The organism is Streptomyces triticirhizae (assembly GCF_003696235.1).
Taxonomy (GTDB): Bacteria; Actinomycetota; Actinomycetes; order Streptomycetales; family Streptomycetaceae; genus Streptomyces; species Streptomyces triticirhizae.
The window spans coordinates 1-1,083 of sequence record NZ_RFFJ01000405.1; the positions used below are offsets into that span (position 1 = coordinate 1).

Annotated in this window: 1 protein-coding gene and 2 pseudogenes; all 3 read right to left on the reverse strand. The window is 70.5% G+C overall.

Going from position 1 to position 1,083, the window contains the following annotated elements:
• A pseudogene (locus EBN88_RS29970) lies at nt 1-181 on the reverse strand (ATP/GTP-binding protein); the annotation flags it as partial.
• Nucleotides 162-824, reverse strand: a complete 663-nt coding sequence (locus EBN88_RS29975) for a DUF742 domain-containing protein (protein WP_122400093.1) — start codon at nt 822-824, stop codon at nt 162-164. The pseudogene EBN88_RS29970 and the gene EBN88_RS29975, both read right to left, overlap by 20 nt.
• Before the next feature lie 104 nt (nt 825-928).
• Nucleotides 929-1,083 (reverse strand): annotated as a pseudogene (locus tag EBN88_RS29980) (roadblock/LC7 domain-containing protein); the annotation flags it as partial.

Consider the following 1,083-nt stretch of genomic DNA (forward strand, 5'->3'; position numbering starts at 1 on the left):
CGTCGATCCCCGCCGACGCCGACGTCATCACCGCCTCGGTCCGCAGCGGATTGATCTCCGACACCGACCCCACAAACGTGGTCTTACCCACGCCGAACCCACCCGCGATCACGATCTTCGCGGACGTGGTCGAACGGGACGGCGCGGAGAGACCCGCCTCGTTAGAGCTTGCGAAGTCCACTGAGCACCCTTTCGAGCAGTGTCACATCTGGCTGACCGCCGGGCTCCCCGTCATGGCCCGGCTGATGGATGGCGACAAGCCCGGCCTCGGCCAAGTCGGCCACCAGAATCCGGGCGACTCCGAGCGGGATGGCGAGCAGCGCGGACACCTCGGCGACCGACTTGACCTCGTAGCACAGCTGGCAGATCCGTTGGTGCTCGGGCAGCTGCCCTTGCAGCCGCATCGGATCGGCGGTGGTCGACACCAGCGCCTCGATCGCCAACTGGTAACGCGGCCTGGTCCGGCCGCCGGTCATCGCGTACGGACGCACCAGCGGCTGTGGTGCCTCGCCCTCCTGCGGACGGCGGCGGTTGCCGGGCCGGGGCACCGACCAGTCGTCGGCCGGGGCCGAGACGGTGGGCTCGGGGCGCCCTCGGGCGCCGGCGTCCGCCGGATGGGCGCTCCCGGACGGGGGCGTTGGGCGCGCCTCGGGGTGCGGTGCCCTCGGATGCGCGGGTGGCTCCGGCGCGGGACGCCGCTCGGGCGCCGGCCGCTGCTGTCCGCCGCTGGGCGCGGAGGGGAAGTTGAAGCGCCCCGGGCGCCCGCCGTCGTGCGGCTGCCCTGGGTACTCGTCACCGTATGGTCCGCCTACGGGCGTTGCCACAATTCCTCCTCCGACTGCCTTCGCTGTCCACGGATACCGCGTTCACCGCCAAACCCCGTCCCCGCACCCTATGGTGCGCGGCCCCAATCCGCACACGGAGCCCGCTAGTTGAGCAGACTTCCCTGGAGTTCCGCACGCAGATCGGGCGTCAGGACCGTACCGGCACGATCCACCAACAACGCCATCTCATAACCCACCAGACCGATGTCAGCCTCCGGATGCGCCAACACCGCCAACGACGAACCATCCGAGATGGACA